The sequence below is a fragment of the Neisseria sp. P0019.S002 genome (genome assembly GCF_051957155.1).
Lineage (GTDB): Bacteria > Pseudomonadota > Gammaproteobacteria > Burkholderiales > Neisseriaceae > Neisseria > Neisseria perflava.
The window spans coordinates 100,986-123,613 of sequence record NZ_JBQCWS010000001.1; the positions used below are offsets into that span (position 1 = coordinate 100,986).

The window sequence follows — 22,628 nt, forward strand, 5'->3', positions numbered from 1 at the left end:
GTATTTTATGACAGTCATGATCGGTGGCCATTCCGCCTTAGGCAATATACGTGTTGATCGGATATTATATACTTATCCAAATGGCGTATATCTTGCACAAATTTCCGCTTTTGATAGTGAAGCTAATCAATATATGACTAAAACTAACAATAATGGGGAGACCTTGATGTTTCCTCAAACGTGGACGGCAGATCGTATCAAAGTGGAAATTAATTCTGCTTATATGAATCAAGTAGATGATTTAGATTCTATTCGTAAAGCTGAAGGTATGTGGGTTGGCATTTCAAATTCAGGCGTACGTGTAGAAGGTTATACCTATCCTGTCGTCACGGCTTTCCCAAGTGCTGGGCAGGAGTAAAGATGAAACTTATTTTTACGTATATTCAACATAAAGGGCAAATTATTCCAGCTTGCTATTTGGAAGAAAATCACCAATTAAATCCATTAACCGGCTATTTGAATGATCCAATGGGTGGTCCAAATTATTTCTCTTTTTTGGATCATTCATTGTCAATCTTAACAGATGAGACGATTCAAGAAGCGGATATTTCTTCCAATTCTTGGGGTGTTGAGGTGATGAACGATCAAGTGAATTTTTATTTTCTCTTTGCTCAAGAAGAGGAATCACTTTATCTCACTTTGCCTCGTGGAGTTATGGTTGATGTGTTAAGGTTATGGCTGATTTTCCGAAGCCAAGAACCTGAAGAAGGCTTAATACAGCACTTAGAGTTCTAGATTGGAAAGATGGCCAATTATCAAAGAGTTTTAAAATATCTCAAAATTGCCTGCACTTTATTGCCATTCAGAAAGCCTTGGCAGAAGCCGTGTTGAAACCGTCAAAATAGAAAGGAAATATGATGAGCGAACAGCAAGAATTGTTTTGTTACAAACAGATGCCGGTATGGACGGCGGACGAGATTCCCGAAGCCTTGTTGTCCAAACACAATACCGCCGCCGGTACTTGGGGCTGCCTCAATGTCCTCCAAGGCCGTCTGAACTTCAACGAAGTGGACGAAGCGGGCAATATTACGGCTACGCACGAGTTGACGCCTGAAAGCGATGATTGGATTATCCATCCGCAAGCATGGCACTTTATCGCGCCGCAAACGCAAGACACGGAAATCCAACTGTCGTTTTACTGCGAGGCGGCGGACTATTTCAATAAGAAATACGGCATGAGCGCGACACATTCGGCCGTCCGCGCCGCCGAGGGCATCGTACCTGTCGGCAAGGTTTTGGATATGGGCTGCGGTCAGGGCCGCAATGCGCTATATTTAGGTTTGAAAGGTTTTGACGTTACCGCTGTCGATAATAATCCGAACGCGGTTCAAAACGTGGAAGAGCTGGCGCGTATTGAAGAGCTGAATGTTCGCGCGTTTGAATACGACCTCAACGCCGCCAATATTCAGGAAAACTTCGATTATATGGTGGCGACCGTGGTGTTTATGTTCCTGATGCCACGTTACGTTCCTGACGTGATTGCCAATATGAAGGAACACACCAACCCTGGTGGCTACAACTTGATCGTTTCTGCGATGGATACGGAAGATTTCCCTTGCCCGATGCCGTTCCCGTTCAAGTTTGGCGAGGGCGAGTTGCGCGAATACTATAAGGATTGGGAATTGGTGGAATACAAGGAAGAGCTGGGTTCGATGCACGCGAAAGACGAATTCGGCAATCCGATCCAGTTTAAATTCGTCACCATGCTGGCGAAGAAACCGGAATAAAGGTTTTGCCGTAAAAAGGCCGTCTGAATTCAGTTTTCAGACGGCCTTTGCCGTAATCAATCCACAATCCTTTTGCCCAAAATCACGACGTCTGCCAACATGGTTTCCAAATCGCAGACTTGCGGCAGCCGTCCCCATTCTTCAAAACCGAAACGGTGAAACAGGTTCAGGCTCGGATAGTTGTGGCCGAACACAAGCGCGATGACGTTGCGGATGTCTAAGGAAGGTGCGCGTTCGAGCATATGCCGCAACAGGATTTTGCCCACGCCTGCGCCGCGCATATCGTGGCGGACATAAATGCTGACTTCCGCGCTGATGTGGTAGGCGTAGCGCGGATGGTAGTCGCTGAAACTGCCCCAGGCCAATATGGTGCCGTCGGCATCGTAAAGGGTGTAGATCGGGCGTTTGTCCGTGTGTGCGGCAAACCATATTTCGCGTTCGGCAACCGTGGTCGGCGACAAATCGGCCGTAGATTGGCGCGTGGCCACAGTGCTGTTGTAAATATCGACGATGGCGGGCAAGTCTTGGCGCAGGGCAGGGCGGATGGTGTATTGCATTTCAGACGGCCTGTTATTGAATCAGTTTGGAGATAGTCTTAAAGGCCGGATGTTTGGCATCGCCGAGCAGTTGGAACAAAATACTTTCGACATTGGAAACGATAATGCCCTGACGGCTCAGTTGCGCCAAACCATTGTCGCGGTTGGCTGTTGTGCGCGAGGCGGTACATTCAAAAGGCAGGGATACGGCGTAACCTTGCGCTTTCAAATCCAAGGCCGTCTGAAGCATACAGATATGCGCTTCCGCTCCCACTAAAATAACGTTTTTGATGTCGTTTTTGCGTAAGATTTCCTGAATTTCAGGTAAAAACGCCGAGAATCGGGTTTTCTCGACAACAGGCGTGCCTTCGGGCAACAGCAGCGATACGGCGGATACGGTGTTGCCCAAACCTTTCGGATATTGTTCGGTTACGGCAAAGGGTACGTCCAAAGCCGTCAAGCCTTGAATCAGCAGGCGGCAGCGTTCCAACATTTCGTCCGCGCCGGAAAGGGCGGGCTGCAGGCGTTCTTGAATATCGACAATCAGACAAAGCGTATTTTTGGGGTTCATGGCTTTTCCTTTCAGACGGCCTTTACAGCAAAATCGTTGAATCAGAATGCAATCATATAACAAGCCGCTGGAAAAGTATTGCAGCTTGCCCTGTTTTAAAGCCCGAAATTCTTTTAAAATACCGCCTGATTTGAATTGATAGAGACCGACAACATGAATTTATACCAAACCGTCGAACGTGAAGCCCAAGCAGCCTTTGCCGCCGCAGGCATTGCCGACAGCCCCGTTGTTTTGCAGCCGACCAAGAATGCCGAACACGGCGATTTCCAAATCAACGGCGTGATGGGTGCGGCGAAAAAAGCCAAACAAAATCCGCGCGAGTTGGCGCAAAAAGTGGCCGAGGTATTGGCGGACAACGCTGTGATTGAAAGTGCGGAAGTAGCCGGCCCGGGCTTTATCAACCTGCGCCTGCGTCCTGAGTTCCTCGCCCAAAACATTCAGACGGCCTTGAACGACGCGCGTTTCGGCGTAGCGAAAACCGACCAACCGAAAACCGTCGTTATCGACTATTCTTCGCCTAATCTGGCCAAAGAAATGCACGTCGGCCATCTGCGCTCCAGCATCATCGGCGACAGCATTTCACGCGTGTTGGAATTTATGGGCAACACCGTTATCCGCCAAAACCATGTCGGCGACTGGGGTACGCAGTTCGGCATGTTGGTCGCTTATTTGGTCGAGCAGCAAAAAGACAATGCCGCGTTTGAGCTGGCGGACTTGGAGCAGTTTTACCGCGCCGCCAAAGTACGTTTTGACGATGATCCTGCCTTTGCCGACACCGCGCGCGAATACGTTGTGAAGCTGCAAGGCGGCGATGAAACCGTATTGGCATTGTGGAAACAGTTTGTTGATATTTCGCTCTCACATGCTCAAGCCGTTTACGACACGTTGGGCTTGAAACTGCGCCCTGAAGACGTGGCGGGCGAATCGAAATACAACGACGATTTGCAGCCCGTGGTCGATGATTTGGTCGAAAAAGGTTTGGCAGTCGAAGACGACGGCGCGAAAGTCGTGTTCTTGGACGAGTTCAAAAACAAAGACGGCGAACCTGCCGCATTTATCGTGCAAAAACAAGGCGGCGGTTTCCTTTATGCTTCCACCGACTTGGCGTGTTTGCGCTACCGCGTCGGCACGCTTCATGCCGACCGCCTGCTGTACGTCGTCGACCATCGCCAAGCCCTGCACTTTGAGCAACTCTTTACCACTTCCCGCAAAGCAGGCTATCTGCCGGAAAATGTAAAAGCCGAGTTTATCGGCTTCGGTACGATGATGGGCAAAGATGGCAAACCGTTCAAAACGCGCAGCGGCGACACCGTAAAACTGGTTGACCTGCTGACCGAAGCCGTCGAGCACGCTACCGCTTTGGTAAAAGAGAAAAATCCTGAATTGGGCACAGACGAAGCAGGTGAAATCGGCAAAACCGTCGGCATCGGCGCAGTCAAATACGCCGATTTGAGCAAAAACCGCACCAGCGATTATGTGTTCGACTGGGACGCCATGCTTTCGTTTGAAGGCAACACCGCCCCCTACCTGCAATACGCCTACACTCGCGTACAAAGCGTGTTCCGCAAAGCAGGCGAATGGGACGCAACCGCGCCAACCGTTTTGACCGAACCGCTGGAAAAACAGCTTGCCGCCGAGCTGCTGAAATTTGAAGACGTGCTGCAAAGCGTGGCAGATACCGCGTATCCGCACTACCTCGCCGCCTACCTCTATCAAATCGCCACCCTGTTCAGCCGCTTCTACGAAGCCTGCCCAATCCTGAAATCAGAAGGCGCAACCCGCAACAGCCGCCTGCAACTGGCGAAGCTGACCGGCGACACGCTGAAACAAGGCTTGGAATTGTTGGGTATTGATGTATTGAATGTGATGTAAGTTTTTGAATGAAAACGATGAAAGGCCGTCTGAAACTTTGCAGGTTGCAAGGTTTCAGACGGCCTTTTTTATGCTTTGAAAAATATTGTGATACCGTTGATTTTGAGCCTGAGCGGTTTTATATTTGCTCAGGTAATGCGTTCAGACGGCCTTATCTTTATTTCAAATTGCTTGCCAACAACCAAGCCTGTGCTTCAGTGGCGTCGCTGAAATATTTGGGATGTTGGTTGGTCAAGAGGCTGGAAAGGCGCGCGCCGAGTTTGATCCAGATGTCGTCGGTAATGACGGCAACGCGGCCGAAGTCGGTTTCGTGTTGGTTGAGGAATTTGATTTGCTCGACCGCCATATCGATGGTGAAGTCTTTCAGCATGGACAAATCCAACAGGATGTCGGGCAGATGGACTTTCTGTTTTGCGGCCAACAAGGCTTCTTCCAATTGGCGGAAATCGTCCAAAGTGAACTCGTTGTACAGCGCTACGTTTAAGCCGTAAGATTGTTCGCGGATGGAAATCATGGTGTTCTCCTTGTTAAATTATTGCTTCATCAGAAATTTTTTGATTGAGGCCGGAGTAAAACTGCTGAACACGCCGCCTGCAACAATGATAACCATGCCGGCGGCTTCCTGCCAAGTGATTTTATCGCCGAAAAGCAGTACGCCGGATAGGGCGGAGAAAACGACGGTCAAGTAGGAAAGCGAGGCAACGGTAAATTTCTTGCCGACCTTATAGGCGCGGGTCATGGCCAGTTGGGCAATCATGGCGGAGATGCCGATGCCGGCCAGATAGGGCAGGGAAGAGACGGTCAGCGGATGCCAGCCTGTGATGGTACTCCAGACTGCGCCCATAATCAGGCCGGTAAGCGAGAGGTAAAACACCACGCGCCAGCCCGGCTCGCCCAAAAGAGAGAGTTCGCGCACCTGCAAATACGCCCAGCCCGACATGGCGCCACCTGCCAAACTGACCAGCGCGGCAAATTCTTGTCCGCCTTGAAAAGATGGGTTGAGCAAGAGGATAACGCCGATAAAGCCCATAACCAAAATGGCTTGGGTATAAAGCGTAATTCTTTCTTTTAAAATGAAAAATGAAAAGATGGCCAGCCAGATGGAGGACGTGTAGTTGAGCGTGACGCCTGTTGCCAGCGGCAGGTGCATGACGGAATAAAACGTGCACATCATGGCAAGCGTGCCGATGACGCTGCGGTTGAGATGGGTTTTCCAATGCGGTGTGGAAAACGTGTTGCCTTGCACTTTGGCCATGATGCCTAAGAACAGGGTGGAGACCAGCATGCGCCAAAAGACCAGCTCGCCGCTGGAAAAGCCGAAATGTGTAGAGGCGGCTTTGACGGAGAGGTTCATGACGGTAAAGCCGAGCGCGGCGATAACCATCCATGCCGAGCCGAGCGGATCTTTTCTGACGGTTTCCATTTGATGGGTATGTAAAGCGATTTTATTAATAAGAAAATATTATACAGGTCAATCAGGTCGTCTGAAAAATATCGTTGGGTTTCAGACGGCCTTTTATTAGAAATAAGAATTATTATTGAATAATGAAGTGGTTTTTTATAGAATGGGGGTTCTGTTTTTAAGAAAGGCTTGTCATGAAAGTTGCCAATATTTCTGCCGTATTACTGTCCGCTTTGTTTTCTGTTGCTGTTTCTGCCGCGCCTTTGGGAGAGGTTTCTTCCGAAAACGGTAAGATTTTCAGCGGCGAAAATTACATGGTCGTTAAGAAAGATATGAAAAAAGGGGAACAGATTAAGCCGCACGATCATCCGGGTTTTAAAACGCTGATTTTTGCCGTTGGAAAGGGAAGTTTTGACGTAACGTTAAATCAGACTGAAAAACATACTGTCGGCGCAGGCTCGGTGTTGCGGTTTGGCGGCGATGCTGTGATTGAGGCAGTTGCAACCGAAGATGCGGATGTGGCAATTACTTTGATTAAGTAAACCGATAGATAATAAAAGGCCGTCTGAAAAATGATGTTTCAGACGGCCTGGTTTATTCAGTCAACCATTGCCATTAAGCGCAAATCAAATAGATGAAGCCGGAGCCGAAGATATCTGCCAAGGCGTGAATCAGGAAAAACGGCAGCAGATTTTTGACTTTGTATTTGTAGAAGAAGTAGTACATCAAGCCGAAAACAACGCCGATAACGGTCGCCCAAAGCATGCCTTGGTAAGTATGGAAGGAGATGCGCACCAAGGTCGAATAGGCCAATGCCTGCCATTTGTATTTGTCTTCCACGCAGGTCAAAAGACCGAGGAAACAGAATTCCTCATAAAAGCCGTTTAAAAGGCCGTAGAGGATGGCCATCGGCGCAAGGGCGGCGAATTTGTCGAAGATGGATAATGGTTTGATGTATTGAAAGATTTCAGTGGTGAAGTAATTGTAGCCGCCACTTAACGAAGTCACCGCGTCGGCGGTTAAGCCCATCAGGATAAAAATCACAGGCGTCCAAAACAATACGCCTAAATTAAAGTGAATCGGCAATTGTTTGAAGTCGAAACGGCGGATAACGAGGTAAATCAGAGCAATAGCAAGTAGCGTCAGCTGCAGGCTCATGTTTTCCGAATAAGCCACACCGGTTACCGCAGTATCGCGCGCCTCTTCGGCAACAGCGGCCGTTTCTATTTGCGGTATCAGGCTGGCAATATAAAGTTGGGTAGAACGGTAGGCAAATTGACCGAACAGGATAGCGGTCACAATCAGCATGTCAAACCAGCGCAGATGGCGCAAAGGCTCTTTAGGGCGGATGGCGGCGAGTATGCTCATATTCTCCTCTTTGCTCTAATAAATAGCGGTGCGCAATAGTTACATAAACATACAAAAATCGTCAACAATTATCACAATAAAACATGAATTAAAAATCAGACCGTTTCAGACAGCCTGAAGTGCTTCTAAAAATGCCATATTTTCCGAAGGGTTTATCTTCAAAAATATGGCATAATCACTTTATTGCAAACCAAGGAATCTTATCGTGAGTATTTCTCTGTCCCAATATCTGCTCTACCTGCAATACATGTTGGCAGGTATCGCCATGACCGTTGTTTTTGCTGCCGTATATCTGCGGATTACACCCGTTGAAGAATTGCGCCTGATTAAAAACGGCAACCTTGCCTGCGCCTTATCATTTGGCGGCGCGTTGGTCGGTTTTTGTCTGACACTGGCTTCAAGTATTGCCCACAGCGTCAGCTTCATCGATTTTATCCTGTGGGCCCTTGCCGCAGCAGTGATTCAGATTTTTGTCTATTTCGCCGCCACCATGATGATTAAAGGCGCTACCGCAGAACTTATCGGCAACAATGTTGCCGTCGGCGCGCTGTTTGGTGCAGTGTCCATCTCAATCGGCATTTTGAATGCTGCTTGCTTGACTTGAATACCCATACCTTGAATTTTGTATCCCTATTTATTTTATAAGGAGTTGAAATGTTCAACTTTATCAAGAAACAGTTTATCGACGTCATTCAATGGCCGAATCCCGATGACAGCCTGTTGATGTGGCGTTTTCCGATTGCCGATGAGGAGATCCAAAACGGTGCGAGCCTGACTGTGCGCGAGGCGCAGATGGCGATGTTTGTCGATGAAGGCGTAACCGCCGACGTGTTTGGGCCGGGGCGTTACACGCTCAATACGCAAACGCTGCCAGTGCTGACCAATTTGAAAAACTGGGACAAGCTTTTTGAGTCTCCGTTTAAATCGGATGTTTACTTTTTCAATACCAAACAACAGCTTGCACGTAAATGGGGTACGTCCCAGCCTGTTACCGTGCGCGATGCCGAGTTTGGCGCGGTGCAACTGCGTTCGTTCGGTATGTATTCTTACCGTATCAGCGATCCGGTAAAATTCTTCAAAGAAGTCAGCGGCGTGGCGGCTCAATACAGCGGTGTAGATTTGGAAAACCAGTTGCGCAATATTGCAGTCACCCAATTGGCGGCCGCGTTTGGCAGCTCCGGTATCCCATTCTTGGATATGGCGGCGAACCAAGTTTTGCTGTCGCAAAAAATCGGCGAATTGCTCGGTGCGGAATTTGCCAAGCTGGGTTTGGCGCTAGAAAACTTCACTGTTGAAAGCATTACCTTGCCTGCGTCTATTCAGGCTGCGTTGGATAAGAAAATTTCGATGGGCGTTATCGGCGATTTGGGACGCTACACCCAATATCAAACCGCCGAATCCATCCCGCTTGCGGCACAAAATGAAGGCGGACTTGCCGGAATCGGTGCAGGTTTGGGCGTAGGTGCCGGCATTGGTCAGGCGATGGCGGGTGCCATGTCTGGCATGATGCAGCCGAATGCGCAACAGGCTCAGCAAAATGTTCAGCCGGCTGCCGAAGATCCGCAGGCGAAATTGGTGAAACTCAAGTCTTTGCTGGATGGCGGTTTGATTTCGCAAGAAGATTTTGATAAAGCCAAGGCTGAAGTGTTGAAACAGTTGATTGGTTGACAAATTGAAGGCCGTCTGAAAAATATCATTCAAAGAAGCGTTGAGCTGCTTCTGTGAAAAGGTTTCAGACGGCCTTTCGAGTCATTTGAGTGAGTTCGTTCGGCGATTTGGTTTGTTTCTAATCTGAAATCATTGATAAAACCAGTTGATATAAACATTAAGGCCGTCTGAAATACTCCAACCCATTCCGAAAAAGCAAATCTATGTCTCAAACTCCTTTCTTCAAAACCGACTGTCCAAGCTGCGGCGCACCTGTTGAAGCGCATTCTGCTTCTGCCGTGACGCTGGTGTGCGGCTATTGCAACAGCATGCTGGTGCGGCAAGATAACGGCGTTGTCGACTCCGGCCGCGATTCCGCATTGCTGGAAGATTTTAGTCCGCTTCAAATCGGAACCAGCGGCACATTTGTCGCTCAACGCTTTACCTTGGTCGGACGGCTTCAGGTGCAATACGACGATGGTGCGTGGAATGAATGGTATGCGCTGTTTGACGACGGCAGGGCAGGTTGGCTTTCTGAGGCGGGTGATTTGTATGTGATGACCATGTCGGTCGAAATCGATAATCCGCCGAAATTTGAAGACACGCAAGCCGGATTTAGTGAGCTGACTTTTCAAGATAAGCACTATATTGCCTCCGATGTCCGCAACATCAGCTTGAAACGCGCCGCCGCGCAGGGCGAATTGCCGTTTGTTTTGAAAGAGGATACAGAAAATCGGGTTTCCGACTGGCGTTGCGAAAACCTTTTCATCACGCTCGATTACAGCAACAAAACACCCGAAGCCTTCTTCGGTCGGATGGTAAACCTAGATGATTTGAAGCTGGAAAACACGCGCCACGAAGATGAAATTAAAGAAAGCGCAGGCCGTCTGAAAGGCAGTATTACTTCAGAAAACTGTCCTAACTGCGGCTCATCCATTCATTGGGTAAACGGGCTGACTTCCCATCTGAGCTGTCAAAGTTGCGGCAGCGAATTGGCAGTCGGTAAGGATAAAGCGGAACTCATTACAGCCAATAATCTGCGTTTGTCGCAAAATACGATGTTTACTTTGCCTGTCGGATCGACAGGCCGTCTGAAAAATAAAGAGTTTCATGTTATCGGCGCAATTAGATATTTAGAAACAGATGCGCAGGAAACATTTGATAACTTGTTCAAAGGTGCCAAACATACATTGGCACCAGAAGGGCAGTGGACAGAGTATTTGCTTTACAACCCAACTCAGGGTTTCTTATGGCTGGTTGAAGCTGATGAAGGTTGGAATATTTCCGAAACCTTGAACGATTGGCCGCGCCTCGACCGCAACCGCCAACCGCAAGGCTATGGCAAACTTTATGACTATGGCGGACGGGTCAGGATTGCCAGCGGAGCGTTTTATTGGCGTGTCCGAAACGGTGATTTGAACTATTACAGCGATTACCGAGACGGACAAAGCCGTAAGATTGGCTCCGAACTAAACAGTCACGAAATGGCATGGACTAGAAGTGCCCCAATTGCTTATCGGGAAATTGCAGATGCATTTGAATTGACCAATAAAATATCATCTTACACCGTGAAAATGAGTGCAGATGATATCGATGAAAAATTACGACTTCTGATGATTGCTATTTTGGTTATCGTCAATATTCCGTCATTGTTTATGAATGGCTTCGATGCACTGTTCGATATATTTCTTATCGGTTGGGGTGTCTATGCTCTTTTTATAGTCGGACGGAAGAGAGATGAAAATGGCGAACAGAGTATCTCTCGAGTGGGATATGTTATTTGCGCAATGGCTTTGATTGTTTTTGTTACGATGATGAATTATGCAGATTTGTCTGATTTGGATGATGACGGTAGCCGAGTTCATTCAGGAGGAAGCTACGGAGGCTATTCAAGCGGCTATTCCGGAGGCCATAAATGACCCATGTGCCCGGTAATCATGGCCTATTGGATTTATATGGCTGCGATGAAGCCATCTTAAAAGATGAAGGCCGTCTGAAAACCGCTTTGATGGCTGCCGCACAGGCAACAGAAGCGACTATATTAACCGAACATTTCCACACCTTCGGCGGCGCAGGCGGCGTAACCGGCGTTTTGCTGCTTGCCGAGTCCCATATCAGTATCCATACTTGGCCGGAACACCGTTTTGCTGCTATAGACGCATTTATTTGCGGCGGTATGAAATTGGAAAAAGTGAAGGAAATCTTGTGCAGGGAATTGGCGGCGGAACGGGTGGATTGGACGGTTGCGCAACGTGGCGAAGGTATACTGGACGATATATAACCATCGGTTGAACAATAAAATCTGTCAGGCCGTCTGAAAGCATATTCAATCCGTTTTCAGACGGCCTTAAACCTTGTGCTGATTAAACTGAAATATTGACGTTATATGGAAAAAACGCCTTTTTTTAAAACCGATTGCCCAAGCTGTGGTGCGCCTGTGGAGGCGTATTCCGCTACTGCCGTGACGCTCGTGTGTGGCCATTGTCACAGTATGCTGGTTGCTAGAAGCGGTAAGGGGAGGAGCGGATATTTTGTTGCCAATTCAGGGCATAATTCTACGTTGCTGGAAGATTTCAGTCCGTTGCAGATTGGAACGCGAGGCGTTTTTGATGATCGGAAATTTACGCTGATTGGGCGATTGCAGGTGCATTACGATGTCGGCGCATGGAATGAATGGTATGTCTTGTTTGATGACGGGCAGACCGGCTGGCTTTCCGAGGTTGGCGATTTATATGCGATGACTTGTTTGCTTGCCCAGAAGAGGAGACGGGGGCCGAAAAAATTTAAGTCGGTGAAAGCCGGCTCCAGTTCGTTGGTCTTTAATGGCCAAACCTTTATTGCGTCAGACGTCCGCACCATACATTACCGTAATACCGATGCGCAAGGTGAGTTGCCGTTCAACCTATCTGGGAATCAAGCGACAGGCGAGGTTTGCGACTGGCGACGCGGCAATTTGTTTTTGACCTTGGATTATTCGACTTTTCCAATGGACTCCTACTTCGGACGCATAGTCAGTTTGGACAGTTTGAAGCTGGAAAATAAGCGCAGTGATGATGAAATCCGTGAAAGTGCAGGCCGTCTGAAAGGAGAGATTTTTTCTGAAAACTGCCCTCATTGCGGCGCTCCTGTCCATTGGCCAAGTGGTGTTACTTCTTTCCTTTTGTGTCAGTCTTGCGGCAGCAGTTTGAACACGACAAAAGATACTGTTGCGTTGATGAAGGCAAATGCCCAAAGGAAAGAACAAGAAAACCTGTTTACACTTTCCATTGGTATGAAAGGCCGTCTGAACGATACAGAATATCTGATTATCGGGGCTGTAAGATTTGCAGAGATATCGTCCTATAACCAAAATCAGTCCGAATACTGGACGGAATATCTGCTTTATAACACTCAACAAGGGTTTGCCTGGCTGATTGAGTCTGGAAAACGCTGGCGGCTGTCAGAAACCTTACACACATGGCCGGACTTTGATTCAAGTGGCAATCCTGCCGGTGAAATGTTGATTGATCATTACCGCGGGCGGGTCGAGGCAGCGGCTGGCGCTTTTTATTGGAAAGTCAAACAAGGCGATTTGCTTCATTACAAGGAATATAGCGGCAAGAAAAGTTATGGCCGGAATGTCATTCTGTGTTCCGAGCAGAGCAAGGATGAAATTGTCTGGAGTAAAAGCAGCCCTGTGTCTTACCGTCAAATGAGAAAGGCATTCGGCCTGTCTTTTGATACTAAGGAGATGCTCTCTTACTGGCTGAAGGGCGACAATAGAAATGTTGGGAGTAGAGATAATGTAGCCCGTATTATTGCTATGCTGATTCTTATCATCGTCAACCTTCCGGCCTGGCTGTCGCCGCACCTACGTAGCCCTGTCGGCATAGTGGTCAGTCTGTGTGCGTTGGTATGGATATGGATTTCTGACAGATATAAAAGCGATCGTGATTATGAAGAAGAACGGGTAGGGACGATTATTTTCTTTGCTTTCATCATTTTTCTTACCGTCTTGTTCAACTATGTCAAAGCGGAAGACAGCGATTCATCGCATTCCGGCGGCTCCTATCATGGTTATTCGGCAGGGCATAAATAACGTGAGATCTGCTTAACCTCGTTGTGCCGTTTTACTTTTATTTTTTCAGACAACCTTTTTTATAAAACATGCTAACCCGCCGTCAATTTCTCAGTTATACCGCCGCGCTTGGCGCTGCTTCTGCTTTTTCTTGGCAGACTTACCAATACTTCAACCGCAAACCGCCGGTTTCTATTAACCGTGTAGGCTTGCCGTTGGGGCATTTGTTGCGCGACGGGGAATTGCTCAGTCCGCCGACCCGTCGTTATGAATGCAATACGTTGATACTCGGCGGCGGTGCGGCGGGTTTGGGGGCGTTGTGGTATTTGGCGAAGCATAATCACCGCGATGTATTGTTGGCAGAAGGGTTTGAGCGCAATGGCAACAATGCCGCCTATACGTCTTCAGACGGCCTGAAAGCGCCGAGCGGTGCGCATTATTTGGCTTTGCCGTCGAAAGAAAGCGTGTATGTGCGCGAGATGCTGGCGGATTTCGGTATTTTGCAGTCGGACGGTAGCTTTAGGGAAACCGATTTAGTCTATGCGCCCGAATCACGTCTCTTATATCAGGATAAATGGATGGAACATTTATTGCCGAAAGAAGATGCGGATTCCAAACGGTTTTTTGATTTAATAGGTCGTCTGAAACAGGCTTACGGCAATGACGGTAAGAAAATTTTTGCCATTCCAATTGCGCTGTCATCGACAAATGAAACATGGCGAAAACTCGATCATCTGACGTTTAAACAATGGCTTGAGCAAGAGGGCTACACCTCACTCGAGCTTTTGTGGTATCTCGATTATTGTTGCCGCGACGATTACGGACAGGGCATAGCGCAAGTATCCGCCTTTGCGGGACTGCATTATTTTGCCGCCCGCAACAATGCAGAAACCGTCCTCACTTGGCCCGAAGGTTTGGCACATCTTTCTGAAAACCTGCGCCGTCATGCTGGTTTGCAGGAAGGCTGGCAATGGCCGTCTGAAAACCGTATCCGTTTGGAGAAACCTGCTTCGGTTAATGCTTCAGCCGTCAAAATCAAACCGCTTTCAGACGGCCGGATTGAAGTGTGGCTGCGTGATAATGCAAAAGGGGAAACCGTTGCCGTCACCGCGCAACACGTTATCTCCGCCATGCCGCTGATGGTTGGCGCCCGCATTATTGAATCTCCTGAACAATTTGGTCTGGACATCCCCGAATACGCGCCATGGCTGGTTTCTAATTTTGAACTGCACAGTTTCCCGAAAGAAAAAAACAACAGCGAACTTGCATGGGACAACGTGGTTTATGGCAGCCAAGGGCTGGGCTATGTTGTTGCGACCAATCAGCTTATCCGGGTTGCCCGTCCTGAACGCACGATTTTTACCGCCTACGCCGCGCTCAATCACGATACGCCACAAGCCGTCCGCCGCCAGCTGCTTGATGCAAGCGATGAAGAGCTGCTCCAGCTTGCCGTCCAAGATCTGCTTACCGCTTACGGCGAAGGCTTTTGGCGGCATGTTTCCCATGTTGACATTACCGTGCGCGGGCATGGCATGAGCGTGCCGAAACCCGGCTATTTAAGCGATGAGGCTTTATTAAAAATCAGAAACCGAAATGCCGGATTATTGTTTGCACACAGTGATTTAAGCAGCTATTCGGTATTTGAAGAGGCTTTGTATTGGGGTGTGGAAGCGGCACGGAAAGTGTTGGGAAAAGGATAATTAGAATGAGGCGGATATTCGGCTAAATTTCTGTTTACATTCAAATTTCAATTTTAAAAGGAAACTATATGAAATATTTGAGTTTTTCTCTGATTGTTGCCTTAGGGTTAGGGAGCGCGGCATTTGCCTCTGCTGAAAAAATGCTGCCTCTGAACGAAACAGGCTGCATTGACCAACCCTTACAGGTTAAACGTGGCCAAGTGTATGGTTTTAATAGTTCGGCAGATGCCGGTTTAGTGCTTTCATTCGCGCCTGTCAGTCCCGATGTCGTTGTGAAAGACCCGAAAGGCAAACGGATTGCTTTGGAAGTAGGGGCTGATGGTGATACGCCTGAAAACCGCTTCAGCTTTGCCGAAATTGATCAGAAAGGACGTTACACCATCCACTTCCCGAGGGCAGGTAAGATTGAATCTTTGTGTGTTAATGCTGCCAGTTAGGATAAATATTAAGCCGAATAATGTTTGATTCGGTATGCTTGCAGTAAAAAAGGCCGTCTGAAATCATATTCAGACGGCCTTTTTTTAACCTTATGACCTGATTAGGCTTTGGGTTTCAAAGCGGCAGCTTCGCGAGCAAGACGGGTGATGGTATCCCAGTCCTTGTTTTTGATGGCTTCTTTCGGAGTCAGCCATGAGCCGCCGACGCACAAGACATTAGGCAGCACCAAGTACTCGGGTGCAGTTGCCAGGCTGATGCCGCCGGTTGGGCAGAAGCGTACGTCGGCATAAGGGCCGTAGAGTGCCTTGAGCATAGCTTTGCCACCAACGACTTCGGCGGGGAAGAGTTTGAGTGTGTCGATGCCGTGTTCCAAAGCCAGTTGGACTTCACCCGGAGTGGCAACGCCGGGAATCAGGGGGATGCCGCTGTTGTGGCTGGCTTTGGCGAGGGATTCGTGCAAACCCGGGCTGATGGCGAAAACTGCGCCTGCATCTTCGACAGCTTTGAGCTGTTCTGGATTGGTTACCGTACCTGCGCCGACGATGGCGTTGGGCACTTCTTTGGCAATCAGGCGGATGGCGTCGAGGCCGACAGGGGTGCGCAGGGTAATTTCGAGGGTGGGAATGCCACCTTCGACAAGGGCATGGGATAAATCGACAGCAGTACTCAAGTCGTCAATCGCCATTACCGGAACAACTGCGCCGGCAGTCAGAATTTCACGAGGGGTCAGTTTGGACATTTTAGGTCTCCGTTGGGGACTGTATCGTAATAGGTTCGTTAACATGGTTTCAGACGGCCTGATTGTTTTAAAAGGCCGTCTGAAAAGGGTTTAGGCAAATTCGCCGCCGAAGCTCATGGCGCCGGTTTCTGCGCTGCTGGTCATGCTGCGGAAGTTGGCGAAGAGTTCGCGGCCGCAGCCTTGTTGGTTGGCGCTCAAGTCGATGCGCTCGACTTCGCGGGCGTTCCATTCGGCTTCGTTAATCAGGACGTTGAGTTCGCCGGTAACGGAGTCGAAGCGGATCAGGTCGCCGGTACGGATTTTGGCGATGTTGCCACCCATCAGGGCTTCAGGCGTCATGTGGATGGACGCAGGTACTTTGCCGGACGCACCGGACATACGGCCGTCGGTCAGCAGCGCCACTTTGAAGCCGCGGTCTTGCAGAATGCCCAAAGGCGGAGTCAGTTTGTGCAATTCGGGCATGCCATTGGCGCGCGGGCCTTGGTAGCGGACAACACAGACGAAATCGCGTTCCAACTCGCCGCGTTCAAATGCCGCCAACACTTCGCGTTGGTCGTTGAATACGATGGCGGGCGCTTCGATGATGCGGCAGCCTTCGCGCACGGCGGACACTTTAATCACGCCCCGACCGATGTTGCCTTTCATCAGGCGCAGACCACCGTCTGGGGAGAACGGGTTGTCGGCTTTGCGCAGGATGTCGTCGTTGCCGCTGGTTTCGGGTGCTTCACGCCATTCGAGTTTACCGTCGATGAGGAAAGGCTCTTTGGTGTAGTGGCGCATACCGTGTCCAACGACGGTATCGACATCGTCGTGCAATAAGCCTGCGTCCAGCAATTCGCGGATAACGAAAGGCAGGCCGCCTGCTGCGGTAAAGTGGTTCACGTCGGCTTTGCCGTTTGGATACACACGGATCAGCAATGGGATGATGGAGGAAATTTCGTCGAAGTCGTCCCAGTTCAAAATCACACCTGCGGCACGCGCCATGGCGACGAGGTGCATGGTGTGGTTGGTCGAGCCGCCGGTTGCCATCAGGCCGATCAGGGCGTTGATAAAGGATTTTTCGGTCAACATTTCGCCCAATGGTTTGATGGTGCCGTTTTTGATGCCGCGTGCGAGATGTCCGGCTGCGTAGCGGGTCAGTGCTTCGCGCAGGTCGGTATAAGGGTGGACGAAGGCGGCGGCAGGAAGGTGTACCCCCATCATTTCCATCATCATTTGGTTGGAGTTGGCGGTACCGTAGAAGGTACAAGTACCCGGGCTGTGGTAAGAGCCCATTTCGCTTTCAAGCAAGGCGTCGCGGCCGACTTTACCTTCGGCGAAAAGCTGGCGGGTACGGGCTTTTTCTTTATTGCCGATACCGCTGGACATCGGGCCTGCCGGAACGAAGATGCCTGGAATATGGCCGAAAGACAACGCACCGATCATCAGGCCGGGAACAATTTTGTCGCACACGCCCATAAACAGGCTGCCGTCAAACATTTGATGCGACAGACCGATGGCGGTACTCATGGCAATCACGTCGCGGGAGAACAGCGACAATTCCATACCGGCATAGCCTTGCGTGATGCCGTCGCACATGGCGGGCGTGCCGCCGGCGACTTGGGCGGTCGCGCCGTTTTTCTGTGCTTCGTCTTTGATTTGGTCAGGGAAGTCTTTAAATGGCTGGTGTGCGGAAACCATGTCGTTGTAGGCAGTGATGATGCCTAAGTTGGGGACGGTTTCCTGAAGCATTTCAATTTTGATGCTTTTAGGCATGGCGGCATAGCCGTGCGCCAAATTGCTGCAGCCGAGCTGGTTGCGCTCTAAGCGTCCCATCTGTTTGGCGCTGCGGATTTTCGCCAGATACTTTTCACGCGTCGGGCGGCTGCGCTCGATGATGCGCTCGGTAATTTCGGCGAGTTTCGGGTGAATAGGAGTGGGGTTCATGTGCGGTCTCCTGGCTAAACGATATGATAGGGATTTTGTTTGCGCGTTTCTGATTTTTGTATTGGGTATGTTTCAGACGGCCTTGAGCTGTGGGAATGAATAATATGGGCCGTCTGAATATTTGAAGATTTCTCTTCGAAGCGTCTGCGTATTATAGTACAAAATCTGTAATTTTGTTACAAAATAATTCACTAAGTGGAAGAAATTTGATTTAAATCGAGGTATGGTCAATTCGTAAAATGGCAGGCTGCAAAAGTCATCAAACTTTTATGTTAAATCAAACAATTTGTAAAAATGAGAATGGACAAAATCTGTAGCCATGTGTAGTATTACTACTCATTAGCCCGCTTGTTTGAAGTTTTGGTGCAGGCGATTGGTTTTTTACTGCTTATTGCTTAAAGGCTTTTGATTCTAATCAATTTTTATAGATGATGACAGTCCAAAAGTTTTGAAGCAAGCTTCCTCAACGAGAGATGAAACGATGAGTACACAGACAAATTTTGATTTGGTGTTGTTTGGCGCGACCGGCGATTTGGCAATGCGTAAACTTTTGCCTTGCCTGTATCAGGCGCATGTAGCCGGTTTGCTTCATCCCGAAGGTCGTATTTTGGGTGTAAGCCGCAGCGAATTGGATACCGCCGGCTTTTTGGCCAAAGTGGAAACGAATTCTAAAATCCATGTCAAACAAAACTTCTCAGAAGAAGCGTGGGCATCGTTTATTCAACGTCTTGAGTATTTGAAAGTCGATGTGACAAAGAAAGACGACTTCATTGCTTTGGGCGAGTTGGTAAAAGCGCGCAAGAATACTGAGAGTGTCGTGATCTACCTCTCAACTGCGCCGAAATTCTTTGCGCAAGCCTGTGAAAACCTTGCTGAAATCGGTTTGAATGCCGATAACGTGCGCGTGGTTTTGGAAAAACCGTTGGGTACGGACTTGGCCTCTTCCCAACAAATCAATACGGATGTAGCCCGTTATTTCAAAGAAGAACAAATCTACCGTATCGACCATTACTTGGGTAAAGAAAGCCTGCAAAACCTGCTGGCCTTGCGTTTTGCCAATGTGATGTTCGAGCCTTTGTGGAACAACAAATATATTGAAAGCGTACAGCTGACCATCGCCGAGCAGTTGGGCGTGGAAGAACGCGGTGAGTTTTACGACATTACCGGCGCATTGCGCGATATGGTGCAAAACCACTTGATGCAAATGCTTTGTATGACTGCGATGGAAGCGCCGGCAAGCTTGGATGCGGATGCCGTACGCGACGAGAAAGTGAAAGTCATCAAATCGCTGAAACCGCTGACCATCGAATCCGTCAACGAAAATGTTATTCGCGGCCAATATGTTGCAGCAAACGGCATGAACGGCTATCTGGAAGAAGTCGATGTACCGAAAGACAGTTTCACTGAAACCTATGTCGCCATCAAAGCCGAAATTGAAAACGAGCGTTGGAAAGGTGTACCTTTCTACCTGCGTACCGGCAAACGCATGGCAGGAAAAGTGGCGGAAATCGTGTTGAACTTCCGTCCGCTGCAAAACCATATTTTCGACAACAGCCAACCTGCGCCGAATCGTTTGGTTATTGAACTACAACCGACCGAATCCGTCCGCCTTTACACTCAAGTAAAAACCCCGGGTGCAGGCAACAAAGTCGAAGTGACACCGATTGGCGTCGACTTGGGCACAGCCGTAGAGGGTCGCCGCGCTGAGGCTTATGAGCGTCTGCTGCTGGACGTGATTAACGGCAAACTCGCTTTGTTCAACCGTCGTGACGAACTCGAAGCAGCTTGGGAATATGTGATGCCGATTTTGGAAAACTGGGCGAACAATACAACGCCTCCACATGCTTACGAAGCCCATTCTTGGGGTCCTGAAGCTGCGCGCGCGCTGTTGGCCCGTGACGGCAACAAGTGGCACGAAGAGCAATAATATTTCTTTCAGACGGCCTTGTTTTCCAACAAAAGGCCGTCTGAAACCATGAAAGGACGAAACATGTTTGTTTGGCACGAACAAGAAAACGCTGCAACTGCCGCGCAAGCTCTCGCCGATGCCGTTGCCGCCGCATTGCAAGCCGCGTTGAATGAGAAAGGTCATGCGGTTTTGGCCGTTTCCGGCGGTCGTTCGCCGATTGCGTTTTTCGAGGCTTTGTCGCAAAAAGATTTAAATTGGCAAAATGTCGGCATTACTTTGGTGGACGAGCGTATCGTCCCGACCACGCATGCCGACAGCAATACAGGCTTGGTACGCGAATATCTGCTCAAAAATAACGCGGCCGTTGCCACATGGATTCCTGTTGTTGAAGACGGAAAGTCTGAAACTGAATTACAACCTGAAGTTGTCGTTGCTTATGCATTGAAACATTACAAGCAACCTGACGTGCTGGTGTTGGGCATGGGTTCAGACGGACATACGGCGTCGTTGTTCCCTCAAGCGCCTCAATTACAGGCAGCAATCAATGAAGCCAATGACCCGACATTGATTCATACTACGCCGGTTACCGTGCCGCATGAGCGTGTGAGTATGACTTTGGGTGCGATTGCCAAAACGCCGAATGTGTTTTTGGCTATTCAAGGTGCAGAGAAAAAAGCAGTATTTGATAAAGCTGCCGCAAGGGCCGATACCGAATATCCGACCAGTCTGATTCTCAATCATCAAGGAATTAACTGCCATGTCTACTATGCACACTGAAGCTTATCCTCGTTTGGTTGCCGATATCGGCGGTACGAATGCCCGTTTTGCACTTGAAACTGCACCACAGGTCATTGAAAAGGCTGAAGTCTTGCCTTGCCAGGATTACGACACCATTGTCGATGCCGCCAAAACTTATTTGGAACGCGCAGGCAGTCCGAAAGTCTTGCACGCCTCCTTTGCGATTGCCAATCCGATTTTGGGCGACTGGGTGCAGATGACCAACCACCACTGGGCATTCTCCATCGAAACCACCCGCCAGGCTTTGGGTTTTGAAACGTTGATTCTGTTGAACGACTTTACCGCCCAGGCTTTGGCGGTAACAAAAACCGATAAGAAAGACTTGATACAAATCGGCGGTCAAAAGCCCATCGAATTTGCGCCTAAAGCCGTTATCGGTCCGGGGACCGGTTTGGGTGTCAGCGGTTTGGTGCACAGCGCTGCCGGCTGGGTAGCGTTGGCAGGCGAGGGCGGCCATACCAGCTTCCCGCCGTTTGACGATATGGAAGTATTGATTTGGCAATACGCTAAAAACAAATACGGCCATGTTTCTGCCGAGCGTTTCTTGAGCGGCGCAGGTTTGAGCCTGATTTACGAAGCATTGGCCAAACGCGACAACATCAAACAATGCCGTCTGAAGCCTTCTGAAATCACCGATAAGACATTGAGCGGAACATCGCCGATTTGCCGTCAGACTTTGGATATTTTCTGCGCCATGCTGGGTACGGTTGCTTCCAATTTGGCTTTGTCATTGGGTGCGCGCGGCGGCGTGTATTTGTGCGGCGGGATTATCCCGCGCGTGTTGGATTACTTTAAAACATCCCCGTTCCGCAGCCGCTTTGAAAATAAAGGCCGCTTTGAGGCTTATCTTGCCGCCATTCCCGTGTATGTCGTATTGAGCGAGTTTCCGGGCATCGTCGGCGCGGCGGTCGCATTAGACAATCATTTAAATAACGTTTAAACACACAAACGGCGGTGCAGGGCAGGGTGCGAAAATGTGCCTTGTCCTGAACGTCAAAGAATCAAAGGGTAGAGTATATGTTAAGCAAAATCAGCGAATCATTGTCCAATCTCTCCGGTGCGGAACGCAAAGTTGCCGAATCTGCGCTGGCCGAGCCGAAATGGTTCGTTCATGCCGCTGTGGCGGAAATCGCCGAGCGTGCATCCGTCAGTCAGCCGACTGTAATCCGTTTCTGCCGCAGCTTGGGTTACAAAGGCTTGCCTGAGTTCAAACTCGCTTTGTCTGCCAGCATCGGCCACGAAGGCATGCCTTACGTTCATGAAGAATTAAACGCCGATGACAACATGGGCAGCGTGGTCGAAAAAGTATTGGGCAATGCCGCAGCCTCCCTTTTGGGCGAGCGCCGCTTCCTGAAAGAATCCGAGCTTGAAAACGCGATTGCCATTCTGATGCACGCGCGACGCGTTGAGTTTTATGGTGTCGGCAACTCCGGCATCGTTGCCCAAGATGCGCAACACAAATTCTTCCGCTTCGGTATGTCCACCGTTGCCTATGTCGATACGCATACCCAGCTGATGGCGGCTTCCGTATTGACTGAGCAGGATGTGTTGGTGGCGATTTCCAATACCGGCTCATCTATCGAATTGTTGGATGCGGCCAGTATCGCCAAAGAAAACGGCGCAGCCGTTATCGCGCTGACTCGCAATGATTCGCCGTTGGCTCAAATGGCCGACTGCGTATTGAGCATTGCCACTCAGGAAAATGCCGAGCTTTATACGCCTATGGTGTCCCGCCTTCTGCAGTTGGCCGTTATCGACATTCTTGCCATCGGTTTGGCCTTGCGTTTGGGCGACACTGCCAGCACGCAACTGCAAAAAAGTAAAAAAAGCATACATAACAAGCACATCGAATACGATAAAGATTGATTCTTCACTGACATTTTCAGACGACCTCGTTCCATATCAAGGCCGTCTGAAACCTCAAAAAACGGAAACCAC

Annotated in this window: 23 protein-coding genes; 16 read left to right on the forward strand and 7 right to left on the reverse strand. The window is 49.4% G+C overall.

Annotated elements, in window-relative coordinates:
- Positions 1-7: 7 nt before the first annotated feature.
- From ACTHTY_RS00485 to tehB, 3 genes are all read left to right on the forward strand, one after another.
- The gene (locus ACTHTY_RS00485; protein ID WP_440366128.1) at positions 8-358 is read left to right on the forward strand and encodes an EndoU domain-containing protein; all 351 of its coding nucleotides are present in this window, start codon (positions 8-10) and stop codon (positions 356-358) included.
- Positions 359-360: 2 nt separating this feature from the next.
- Positions 361-735 (forward strand): DUF5376 family protein, encoded by a 375-nt coding sequence (locus tag ACTHTY_RS00490; RefSeq protein WP_440366129.1) that lies wholly within the window; start codon positions 361-363, stop codon positions 733-735.
- Positions 736-857: 122 nt separating this feature from the next.
- A complete protein-coding gene (gene tehB, locus ACTHTY_RS00495) occupies positions 858-1,727 on the forward strand; it encodes an SAM-dependent methyltransferase TehB (RefSeq protein WP_049330918.1) in 870 nt (289 codons plus the stop codon).
- A gap of 56 nt (positions 1,728-1,783) precedes the next feature.
- Here tehB and ACTHTY_RS00500 read toward each other — a convergent pair whose 3' ends face one another.
- Positions 1,784-2,284: an N-acetyltransferase family protein gene (locus tag ACTHTY_RS00500; RefSeq protein WP_440366130.1), complete on the reverse strand. Its 501-nt coding sequence runs from the start codon at positions 2,282-2,284 to the stop codon at positions 1,784-1,786.
- A gap of 13 nt (positions 2,285-2,297) precedes the next feature.
- Positions 2,298-2,834, reverse strand: a complete 537-nt coding sequence (locus tag ACTHTY_RS00505) for an isochorismatase family protein (RefSeq protein ID WP_440366131.1) — start codon at positions 2,832-2,834, stop codon at positions 2,298-2,300.
- A 153-nt stretch (positions 2,835-2,987) separates the two neighbouring features.
- Here ACTHTY_RS00505 and argS point away from each other — a divergent pair, with 153 nt between their 5' ends.
- The gene (argS, locus tag ACTHTY_RS00510; RefSeq protein WP_440366132.1) at positions 2,988-4,706 is read left to right on the forward strand and encodes an arginine--tRNA ligase; all 1,719 of its coding nucleotides are present in this window, start codon (positions 2,988-2,990) and stop codon (positions 4,704-4,706) included.
- A 157-nt stretch (positions 4,707-4,863) separates the two neighbouring features.
- Here argS and ACTHTY_RS00515 read toward each other — a convergent pair whose 3' ends face one another.
- On the reverse strand, positions 4,864-5,220 hold the full coding sequence (locus ACTHTY_RS00515) for an STAS/SEC14 domain-containing protein (protein WP_003686136.1): 357 nt from the start codon (positions 5,218-5,220) through the stop codon (positions 4,864-4,866).
- Positions 5,221-5,238: 18 nt separating this feature from the next.
- Positions 5,239-6,129: a DMT family transporter gene (locus ACTHTY_RS00520; RefSeq protein WP_440366133.1), complete on the reverse strand. Its 891-nt coding sequence runs from the start codon at positions 6,127-6,129 to the stop codon at positions 5,239-5,241.
- 173 nt (positions 6,130-6,302) lie between these two features.
- Between ACTHTY_RS00520 and ACTHTY_RS00525 the strand changes: the two genes are divergently transcribed.
- The gene (locus tag ACTHTY_RS00525; protein WP_263341028.1) at positions 6,303-6,650 is read left to right on the forward strand and encodes a hypothetical protein; all 348 of its coding nucleotides are present in this window, start codon (positions 6,303-6,305) and stop codon (positions 6,648-6,650) included.
- A gap of 73 nt (positions 6,651-6,723) precedes the next feature.
- Here the strand turns inward: ACTHTY_RS00525 and ACTHTY_RS00530 are convergent, their stop codons facing one another.
- A complete protein-coding gene (locus ACTHTY_RS00530; RefSeq protein WP_440366134.1) occupies positions 6,724-7,476 on the reverse strand; it encodes a CPBP family glutamic-type intramembrane protease in 753 nt (250 codons plus the stop codon).
- Between the two features lie 205 nt (positions 7,477-7,681).
- On the opposite strand from ACTHTY_RS00530, the gene ACTHTY_RS00535 reads away from it, so the two are divergent.
- The 7 genes from ACTHTY_RS00535 (at position 7,682) to ACTHTY_RS00565 (ending at position 15,317) form a co-directional block, all read left to right on the forward strand.
- Positions 7,682-8,080: a DUF350 domain-containing protein gene (locus ACTHTY_RS00535; RefSeq protein WP_039861961.1), complete on the forward strand. Its 399-nt coding sequence runs from the start codon at positions 7,682-7,684 to the stop codon at positions 8,078-8,080.
- 50 nt (positions 8,081-8,130) lie between these two features.
- The gene (locus tag ACTHTY_RS00540) at positions 8,131-9,144 is read left to right on the forward strand and encodes an SPFH domain-containing protein (protein WP_440366135.1); all 1,014 of its coding nucleotides are present in this window, start codon (positions 8,131-8,133) and stop codon (positions 9,142-9,144) included.
- Between the two features lie 203 nt (positions 9,145-9,347).
- Positions 9,348-11,042 carry a DUF4178 domain-containing protein gene (locus ACTHTY_RS00545; RefSeq protein ID WP_440366136.1) on the forward strand — a complete coding sequence of 565 codons (1,695 nt, stop codon included), beginning with the start codon at positions 9,348-9,350 and terminating at the stop codon, positions 11,040-11,042.
- Positions 11,039-11,404, forward strand: coding sequence for an adenosylmethionine decarboxylase (gene speD / locus ACTHTY_RS00550; protein ID WP_440366137.1), 366 nt, complete (start codon positions 11,039-11,041; stop codon positions 11,402-11,404). Before ACTHTY_RS00545 ends, speD begins: the two co-directional genes overlap by 4 nt.
- Before the next feature lie 105 nt (positions 11,405-11,509).
- Complete coding sequence (locus ACTHTY_RS00555; RefSeq protein WP_440366138.1) at positions 11,510-13,201, forward strand: DUF4178 domain-containing protein; 1,692 nt, start codon at positions 11,510-11,512, stop codon at positions 13,199-13,201.
- A 68-nt stretch (positions 13,202-13,269) separates the two neighbouring features.
- Positions 13,270-14,880 carry an NAD(P)-binding protein gene (locus tag ACTHTY_RS00560; RefSeq protein ID WP_440366139.1) on the forward strand — a complete coding sequence of 537 codons (1,611 nt, stop codon included), beginning with the start codon at positions 13,270-13,272 and terminating at the stop codon, positions 14,878-14,880.
- A 68-nt stretch (positions 14,881-14,948) separates the two neighbouring features.
- A complete protein-coding gene (locus ACTHTY_RS00565; protein WP_440366140.1) occupies positions 14,949-15,317 on the forward strand; it encodes a hypothetical protein in 369 nt (122 codons plus the stop codon).
- 101 nt (positions 15,318-15,418) lie between these two features.
- Here the strand turns inward: ACTHTY_RS00565 and ACTHTY_RS00570 are convergent, their stop codons facing one another.
- Entirely contained in the window at positions 15,419-16,057 is a 639-nt protein-coding gene (locus ACTHTY_RS00570) for a bifunctional 4-hydroxy-2-oxoglutarate aldolase/2-dehydro-3-deoxy-phosphogluconate aldolase (protein ID WP_440366141.1), read from the reverse strand.
- A gap of 90 nt (positions 16,058-16,147) precedes the next feature.
- Positions 16,148-17,983, reverse strand: coding sequence for a phosphogluconate dehydratase (gene edd, locus ACTHTY_RS00575; RefSeq protein WP_070461364.1), 1,836 nt, complete (start codon positions 17,981-17,983; stop codon positions 16,148-16,150).
- A 481-nt stretch (positions 17,984-18,464) separates the two neighbouring features.
- Between edd and zwf the strand changes: the two genes are divergently transcribed.
- From zwf to hexR, 4 genes are all read left to right on the forward strand, one after another.
- Positions 18,465-19,910 carry a glucose-6-phosphate dehydrogenase gene (gene zwf, locus ACTHTY_RS00580; protein ID WP_440366142.1) on the forward strand — a complete coding sequence of 482 codons (1,446 nt, stop codon included), beginning with the start codon at positions 18,465-18,467 and terminating at the stop codon, positions 19,908-19,910.
- Positions 19,911-19,973: 63 nt separating this feature from the next.
- On the forward strand, positions 19,974-20,669 hold the full coding sequence (gene pgl, locus ACTHTY_RS00585) for a 6-phosphogluconolactonase (protein ID WP_440366143.1): 696 nt from the start codon (positions 19,974-19,976) through the stop codon (positions 20,667-20,669).
- Positions 20,650-21,630: a glucokinase gene (locus tag ACTHTY_RS00590; protein ID WP_440366144.1), complete on the forward strand. Its 981-nt coding sequence runs from the start codon at positions 20,650-20,652 to the stop codon at positions 21,628-21,630. Before pgl ends, ACTHTY_RS00590 begins: the two co-directional genes overlap by 20 nt.
- Before the next feature lie 77 nt (positions 21,631-21,707).
- Positions 21,708-22,556 carry a DNA-binding transcriptional regulator HexR gene (gene hexR / locus ACTHTY_RS00595; protein WP_004519348.1) on the forward strand — a complete coding sequence of 283 codons (849 nt, stop codon included), beginning with the start codon at positions 21,708-21,710 and terminating at the stop codon, positions 22,554-22,556.
- Positions 22,557-22,628 lie beyond the last annotated feature (72 nt).